Source organism: Pseudomonas putida group bacterium ESBL64 (assembly GCF_045277175.1).
Classification (GTDB): domain Bacteria; phylum Pseudomonadota; class Gammaproteobacteria; order Pseudomonadales; family Pseudomonadaceae; genus Aquipseudomonas; species Aquipseudomonas alloputida.
In genome coordinates this window covers 4,760,203-4,767,500 of sequence record NZ_CP145799.1, presented here as the reverse complement: position 1 = coordinate 4,767,500, position 7,298 = coordinate 4,760,203, and the positions used below count along the sequence as shown (strand labels likewise).

Sequence of the window (7,298 nt, the reverse complement as noted above, 5' to 3'; positions counted from 1 at the left end):
AAGAACCCCAGCGCCCCCACAATAATGTAGGGGCGCTTGCGCAACTCCACCGCCAACTGCCCCCAATCCAACCCTAGAATGAAAAACAGGTAGGCCAGAATATGCAGCACTATATAGGCGAACACCCATAACCCCAGCTGCCGGCGAACCACGATCCAGCCAGACCAGCCCGTCAGCTTCTGCAGTGGCGTCATGCTCAAGGTCACCAACAGGAAGGTAAGCGCCCCAAGCCCAAGGCGATCCATCATGATCTTCCCGGGATCAGGCCCCAGCAGGTTCATCGCCGCTTCATATAGCCACCACACCGGGAACAGGCAGCCTACGACAAAGATGGCCAAGCGAAACCAGGGGTAACGCATCAGTAGTTCTTCCGCAGATCGAGCCCGGTATACAGCGACGCCACTTCATCAGCATAGCCATTGAACATCTGCGTCTCCCGCACATTGGGGCTGAACAACCCGCTGGGCAAGCGACGTTCGCGCGCCTGGCTCCAGCGCGGGTGGTCGACTGTCGGGTTCACATTGGCGTAGAAACCATATTCATCCGGCGCCAGCCCTTCCCAGGTAGTGCCGGGCTGCTCCGCTACCAGGCTGATGCGCACAATCGACTTGATGCTCTTGAAGCCATACTTCCAAGGCACCACCAAACGCAACGGCGCACCGTTCTGGTTGGGCAGTTCCCGGCCGTACATACCCACTGCGAGAATTGCCAGCGGGTGCATCGCCTCATCCAGGCGCAACCCTTCTCTATAAGGCCAGTCGATCAAGGCGAAGCCAGAACGCTGCCCCGGCATATGCTGCGGATCCTTCAGCGTTTCGAAACGCACATAACGCGCACTGGAAGTCGGCTCGACCTGCTTGAGCACCTGAGCCAAAGGGAACCCCAGCCACGGAATGACCATCGACCACGCCTCTACGCAGCGCAGCCGATAGATCCGCTCCTCAAGCTGATAGGGTTTGACGAAGTCCTCCAATGCATAGCGTCCGGGCTTGCCAACCTCACCATCCACCACAATGGACCACGGTTCGGTCTTCAGGCTGTCGCCATTGGCCGCCGGGTCGCCCTTGTCGGGCCCGAACTCGTAGAAGTTGTTGTAGTGAGTGGCATCCTTGAACGGCGTGATCGCCTCGTCCTTCACCGTCACCGCCTGCCAGCGCGTGGCCGCGAGCTTGTCAGTGAACCAGGCCGGCGCGGCCCCAGCCTGCACATCGGCATAACGCGACATTTGCGCCGCGCCCACACCGCCCGGCAATGCGCCTAGCGCCAAGCCAGCCAATGAGCCACCCAGCAGGGCTCGACGGGAAAGGTAAATGCCTTCGGGGGTGATCTCCGACGCCTTGCACTCGGAAGACCTGGGAAGCTTGATAAGCATGAACGGCTCCATAGCACTGAGTAACGGATGTACCAGTAAGACTATGGAGCCGTGAGGTTATTCCAGCGTTAAGTGATTTTCACGCTTTGCGACGGCGCGCCTTCAGCAGGAACTGGATCGGCCCCGATGCTGCATAGGCAAGGAAGATCAACAGCAGGATACGCGGCGGGTCGCTGAACACGACGGCAAACACCAGCACCACCGCCAGGATCGCCACGAACGGGACGCGCCCCTTGAGGTCCAGCTCCTTGAAACTGTTGTACTTGATGTTGCTGACCATCAGCATGCCAGCAGCAGCCACCAGCAGCGCCACCAGGAACGACAGCTTGGAGCCCTGGATGCCATAGTCGCTGAACGCCCATACGGTGCCCGCCACCACACCTGCGGCAGCCGGGCTGGCCAGGCCGATGAAGTAGCGCTTGTCGGCGGTACCGACCTGGGTATTGAAGCGCGCCAGGCGCAACGCGGCACCGGCCACATAGATGAAGGCAACCATCCAGCCGACCTTGCCCATGTCACCCAGCGCCCAGCCGAAGGCCAGCAAAGCCGGGGCCACGCCGAAGGCGACCATATCCGACAGCGAGTCATACTCGGCACCGAAGGCACTCTGGGTATTGGTCATGCGCGCAACGCGGCCGTCCAGGCCGTCGAGCACCATGGCCACGAAGATGGCGATAGCGGCAAAAGCGAAGTACTTGCTCGCCTCGCGCGGGTCGCCGGCACTCAGGGCGCTCTGTGCGCTCATCGAGCTGATGATGGAATAGAAACCGGCAAACAGGTTGGCGGTGGTAAACAGGTTGGGCAACAGGTAGATGCCGCGGTGGCGCACCTTGCGGCCTTCGGCGTCATGCCCTTCTTCAACGTGCTCATCGACAGGTAGCAGGCTTTCGGCGTCGGAGGGCTTGTTCGGCTCTTCGGGACGTTCGCTCATGGAGGGTACCTTGCAACAGGATGGAAAATGTTCGACACGGGCCCGCGAAACAGGTTCTGACAGCGAGCCACTGGTCTGCTTTATACCAGAAGCTGGATGCCAGAACGAAAAAACGCGGCCGAAGCCGCGTTTTTCATCTTTCGATAAGACTTAGTTCTTGGTCTTGTCGACGATTTTGTTAGCCGAGATCCACGGCATCATCGAGCGCAGCTGCTCGCCGATGATTTCGATGCCGTGAGCGGCGTTGTTGCGGCGCTTGGCGGTCATCGATGGGTAGTTGGTAGCACCTTCGGAGATGAACATCTTCGCGTACTCGCCGTCCTGGATGCGCTTCAGGGCATTGCGCATGGCCTTGCGGGATTCTTCGTTGATGACTTCCGGGCCAGTGACGTACTCACCGTATTCGGCGTTGTTGGAGATCGAGTAGTTCATGTTGGCGATGCCGCCTTCGTACATGAGGTCTACGATCAGTTTCAGCTCGTGCAGGCACTCGAAGTAGGCCATTTCCGGCGCGTAGCCAGCTTCGACCAGGGTTTCGAAACCGGCTTTGACCAGCTCGACGGTACCGCCACACAGAACAGCCTGCTCACCGAACAGGTCGGTTTCGGTTTCGTCCTTGAAGGTGGTTTCGATGATACCGGTACGGCCACCACCCACGCCCGAAGCGTAGGACAGTGCGACGTTCTTGGCGTTGCCGGAAGCGTCCTGGTAGATAGCGATCAGGTCAGGGATGCCGCCGCCTTTGACGAACTCGGAGCGAACGGTGTGGCCCGGGGCTTTCGGCGCGATCATGATCACGTCGAGGTCGGCACGCGGAACAACCTGGTTGTAGTGGATCGAGAAACCGTGAGAGAAGGCCAGGGTAGCGCCCTTCTTGATGTTCGGCTCGATTTCGTTCTTGTACAGAGCGCCCTGGAACTCGTCCGGGGTCAGGATCATGACCAGGTCAGCCGCAGCGACAGCGGTAGCAACGTCGGCAACTTTCAGGCCGTGGGCTTCAGCCTTGGCAACGGTAGCCGAACCTTTACGCAGACCGACGGTAACGTCTACACCGGAGTCTTTCAGGTTGCACGCCTGAGCGTGGCCCTGGGAGCCGTAACCGATGATGGCGACTTTCTTACCCTGGATGATGGAAAGGTCGCAGTCTTTATCGTAGAAAACTTTCATGAAAATACCCCTGGTTATATCTCGGCCCCTGCGGAGCCATCGCTAATTTTTTGGATTTAGATGCTGAGCACTTTGTCGCCACGGGCAATGCCGGTAACGCCGCTGCGCACGGTTTCCAGAATCGATGCAGTGCCGATCGCCTGGATGAAGCTGTCCAGTTTGTCGCTGGTACCGCTCAGCTGCACGGTATACACGCTGGCGGTCACGTCGACGATCTGGCCACGGAAGATATCCGTGGTGCGCTTGATCTCGGCACGCTGGGCACCGGTGGCCTTGACCTTGACCAGCATCAGTTCACGCTCGATGTGAGCGCTTTCCGACAGGTCGACAAGCTTGACCACTTCGACCAGCTTGTTCAGGTTCTTGGTGATCTGTTCGATCACTTCGTCATGGCCAACGGTGGTCAGCGTCAGACGCGACAGGGTCGGGTCTTCGGTTGGCGCTACAGTCAGGCTTTCAATGTTGTAGTTGCGCTGGGAGAACAGGCCGACCACGCGGGACAACGCACCTGGTTCGTTTTCCAGCAGCAGGGAAATGATGTGCCGCATATCAGGTACGCTCCGTCTTGCTCAGCCACATGTCACGCATCGAGCCATCCTTGATCTGCATCGGATAGACGTGCTCACTGCGGTCAACCGCGATGTCGATGAACACCAGACGGTCCTTCATCGCAAATGCTTCTTCCAGCTTCGGCTTGAGGTCCTTCAGGCTGGTGATGCGGATACCCACATGGCCATAGGCCTCGGCCAGCTTGATGAAGTCAGGCAGCGACTCGACGTACGAGTGCGAGTGACGACCGTTGTAGGCCATGTCCTGCCATTGGCGGACCATGCCCAACACACCGTTGTTGAGGTTGACGATCTTCACCGGCAGGCCGTATTGCATGCAGGTAGACAGCTCCTGGATGTTCATCTGGATGCTGCCTTCGCCGGTCACACAGGCCACGTCCTGATCCGGGAAGTTGAGCTTGACGCCCATCGCCGCCGGGAAGCCGAAGCCCATGGTGCCCAGGCCACCGGAGTTGATCCAGCGGTTTGGCTTGTTGAAGCGGTAGTACTGCGCGGCAAACATCTGATGCTGGCCCACGTCGGAAGTGACGAAGGCATCGCCATTGGTCACTTCACACAGTGTCTCGATGACTTTTTGCGGTTTGATGACGTTGCCATCGCCCTTGTCGTAAGGGAACAACTCGCCATTGCCACGCCATTCGTCAATCTGCTTCCACCAGGCATCCAGCGAAGCCTTGTCAGGCTGCTCGCCGATTTCCTTGAGGATGCCGAGCATTTCGCTGAGCACGCTGTCGACCGGGCCGACGATTGGCACGTCGGCCTTGATCATCTTCGAGATCGACGCCGGGTCGATGTCGATGTGGATGATCTTGGCGTTCGGGCAGAACTTGGCCGGACCGTTTACAACGCGATCGTCGAAACGCGCACCGACGGCAAAGATGACGTCGGCATTGTGCATGGCCATGTTGGCGGTGTAGCTGCCATGCATGCCGAGCATGCCGAGGAACTGGCGGTCGGTACCCGGGAAGCCACCCAACCCCATCAGGGTATTGGTGACCGGCAGGTTCAGCGACTTGGCGATTTCAGTCAGGGCTTCGGAGCCACCGCCGAGGATCACACCGCCACCGGAGTAGACGACCGGGCGCTTGGCCGCCAGAAGCATCTCGGCAGCCTTGCGGATCTGGCCGGAGTGACCACGGACCGCCGGGCTGTAGGAGCGCAGCTTGACCTTTTTCGGGTAGACGTATTCGAACTTCTCAGCCGGGTTGGTCATATCTTTTGGAATGTCGACCACGACTGGACCTGGACGACCGGATTGCGCCAGGTAGAAAGCTTTTTTCAGAACTTCAGGGATCTCGGTCGGATTCTTGATCATGAAGCTGTGCTTCACGATCGGCCGCGAGATACCGATCATGTCGGTTTCCTGGAAGGCATCGGTGCCCACCATGGTGCTAGGCACCTGGCCGGACAGAATGACCATCGGAATCGAGTCCATGTAGGCGGTGGCAATACCGGTAATGGCATTGGTTGCGCCAGGACCGGAGGTTACCAGCACCACACCGGCCTTGCCGGTGGCGCGAGCGTAACCGTCCGCCATATGGGTGGCCGCCTGCTCGTGACGAACCAGGATGTGTTCCACTTCCGGTTCTTTGAACAGTGCGTCGTAAACATGCAGGAGAGCACCACCAGGGTACCCGTAGATGTGCTTAACGCCTTCGTCACGCAAAAAGCGGACGACCATCTCAGCGCCAGATAAAAGCTCCACGTTGTTCACCTCTAAAACGCCAGAATACCGCCCTCACTGGACGGGTCTTAATAGGTTTACTGCCAAGCAGAGCATGAGCGAACGTCAGCACTGACTGAGCAAGTATTGGGAAATCCCCAGAGTGTTGCGGGGGTTTCCCACCCAGCGCGAGGTAACGCGTTGCGGGGTGTAACAGGTCGGCGCGGGTGTGCACCTCATGATCTGCTTAGCGGGTCTGCTTCTGGCAGTCCCTCTACAGCGGAAGTTGGATTCTTGTGATTCGGCGCCAACAAGTCAAGAAAAATTATTGCCAATTTTTCCCCAAGATGAATTCCTGCCACCACTAAAAATCGCTTCAGCAGCAGAATTAAGAAGATTTCCAAAAAAAAGGGCCACAATCTGCGGCCCTTGACGGAAAAACTGAAGAAATCAGGCGGAAGGAGCGATCAATTGGTCAAAAGCTGCCAACAGGCGGCGTAGCTCACGACTTTGCTCCGGCCGGTCGGTAAACACGGTTTCGGCCATGACAAGGATGCTCGATGCGTTGGGCAGCGGGTGGCCCAGCTCGATGATGATCTTCATGCGTGGCAGGAAGATCCATTGCAGCCACTGCTCAAAACTGAGGGTATCCACGGCGAACGGCACCGTACTGGCCAGTGCCTCGTCGCTTGGCGGCTCGTCATCCCACCAGCCTTGCACCTGCAGCTCGCGCTCGATCAAGAGCAGGTGGTCGGCAATATCCAGCACGCGTTGCTCGATCATCACGAATTGACCCGCGCCTTTTGCCGGGCCAGCGCAGCGCCGGCGCTGTCACCCTGCTTTTCACGGGCCTGGGCGATCGTGTTCCAAAGCTCTGCCTGCAGGCTTGGGCGGCCGTTGGCGTAGGTCAGGGCGCGGCGCGCCAACTGCTCGGCCTGCGCCGCATCACCTTGCGAGAGGCGCACCTGGGCCAGGCGATACAGTACCTGCGGCTCACGCGGAGCAATGCGCTGGGCACGCTCCAGGCTCGAGGCGGCACCGTTGAAGTCGCCACTGCCCTGCTGCGTCTTCGCAGTGGTCAGCAGTGCCAGCACAGGACCGTCCAGCTGCTCGTCGGCCGACAGGCCACCGGCGGCGGCGCTGCGCGGAATACCGGTTGGCGCACTGGCGCTTTGCGGGGTGCTGTTCATCGCAGCGATGTCGAAGGGTTCATCGGCAATCGGGTTGGGATTGGTGGTCATCGGCGCCGAACTGACAGGCCCTGCACTGATCGGCCCCGGGGTGATCGGCGAGGTACTGATCGGCGCAGCGCCATTGCCCGCCGGGAATGTCTGGATGCCCGATGCGCCTGCGCCCTGCGGGATCATCACGGTGACACCGGAATCCTCCGGCAGCGTCTGCGCCTGGGCGGTGCCGGTGTTATAGCCACCCGCCGAGCGGTTGGCCGTCACGCGTTCGCTGTTGGACACGCGGGTGCTCGAGTCGACCACCGGAATATTGCCACGCGGGACGCTGGAGCACCCCTGGAGCACAGCCAACGCCGTCACGGCAGGAAACAGCCACTTGTTCACGTCACACCTCATCAATGCAGCCTGT

General features: G+C 59.6%; 8 protein-coding genes (1 of these 8 running past the window's edge). All 8 read right to left on the bottom strand.

Annotated elements, in window-relative coordinates; all coding sequences use genetic code 11:
• Positions 1-359, bottom strand: the 5' portion of a protein-coding gene (msrQ, locus tag V6093_RS21635; RefSeq protein ID WP_108078770.1) for a protein-methionine-sulfoxide reductase heme-binding subunit MsrQ. It extends 253 nt beyond the left edge of the window; 359 of the gene's 612 nt are visible here — the first part of the coding sequence; the start codon lies at positions 357-359; its stop codon lies beyond the left edge, outside the window.
• On the bottom strand, positions 359-1,372 hold the full coding sequence (gene msrP, locus V6093_RS21630; RefSeq protein ID WP_014860198.1) for a protein-methionine-sulfoxide reductase catalytic subunit MsrP: 1,014 nt from the start codon (positions 1,370-1,372) through the stop codon (positions 359-361). Before msrP ends, msrQ begins: the two co-directional genes overlap by 1 nt.
• 79 nt (positions 1,373-1,451) lie before the next feature.
• Complete coding sequence (gene pssA / locus V6093_RS21625; RefSeq protein ID WP_003250045.1) at positions 1,452-2,303, bottom strand: CDP-diacylglycerol--serine O-phosphatidyltransferase; 852 nt, start codon at positions 2,301-2,303, stop codon at positions 1,452-1,454.
• A 150-nt stretch (positions 2,304-2,453) separates the two neighbouring features.
• Positions 2,454-3,470, bottom strand: a complete 1,017-nt coding sequence (gene ilvC / locus V6093_RS21620) for a ketol-acid reductoisomerase (protein WP_003250043.1) — start codon at positions 3,468-3,470, stop codon at positions 2,454-2,456.
• Between the two features lie 56 nt (positions 3,471-3,526).
• On the bottom strand, positions 3,527-4,018 hold the full coding sequence (ilvN, locus tag V6093_RS21615) for an acetolactate synthase small subunit (protein WP_003250040.1): 492 nt from the start codon (positions 4,016-4,018) through the stop codon (positions 3,527-3,529).
• 1 nt (position 4,019) lies between these two features.
• A complete protein-coding gene (locus V6093_RS21610) occupies positions 4,020-5,744 on the bottom strand; it encodes an acetolactate synthase 3 large subunit (RefSeq protein WP_003250036.1) in 1,725 nt (574 codons plus the stop codon).
• Between the two features lie 408 nt (positions 5,745-6,152).
• Entirely contained in the window at positions 6,153-6,485 is a 333-nt protein-coding gene (locus tag V6093_RS21605) for a YqcC family protein (RefSeq protein ID WP_003250034.1), read from the bottom strand.
• Positions 6,485-7,285, bottom strand: a complete 801-nt coding sequence (locus V6093_RS21600; protein ID WP_017147958.1) for a M48 family metallopeptidase — start codon at positions 7,283-7,285, stop codon at positions 6,485-6,487. The genes V6093_RS21605 and V6093_RS21600 overlap by 1 nt, the downstream gene beginning before the upstream one ends.
• Positions 7,286-7,298: the final 13 nt, after the last annotated feature.

Coding starts and splice junctions, on each gene's coding strand:
- msrP (WP_014860198.1), bottom strand. CDS start 1,372: ATGCTTATCAAGCTTCCCAGGTCTTCCGAGTGCAAGGCGTCGGAGATC.
- pssA (WP_003250045.1), bottom strand. CDS start 2,303: ATGAGCGAACGTCCCGAAGAGCCGAACAAGCCCTCCGACGCCGAAAGC.
- ilvC (WP_003250043.1), bottom strand. CDS start 3,470: ATGAAAGTTTTCTACGATAAAGACTGCGACCTTTCCATCATCCAGGGT.
- ilvN (WP_003250040.1), bottom strand. CDS start 4,018: ATGCGGCACATCATTTCCCTGCTGCTGGAAAACGAACCAGGTGCGTTG.
- V6093_RS21605 (WP_003250034.1), bottom strand. CDS start 6,485: ATGATCGAGCAACGCGTGCTGGATATTGCCGACCACCTGCTCTTGATC.
- V6093_RS21600 (WP_017147958.1), bottom strand. CDS start 7,285: ATGAGGTGTGACGTGAACAAGTGGCTGTTTCCTGCCGTGACGGCGTTG.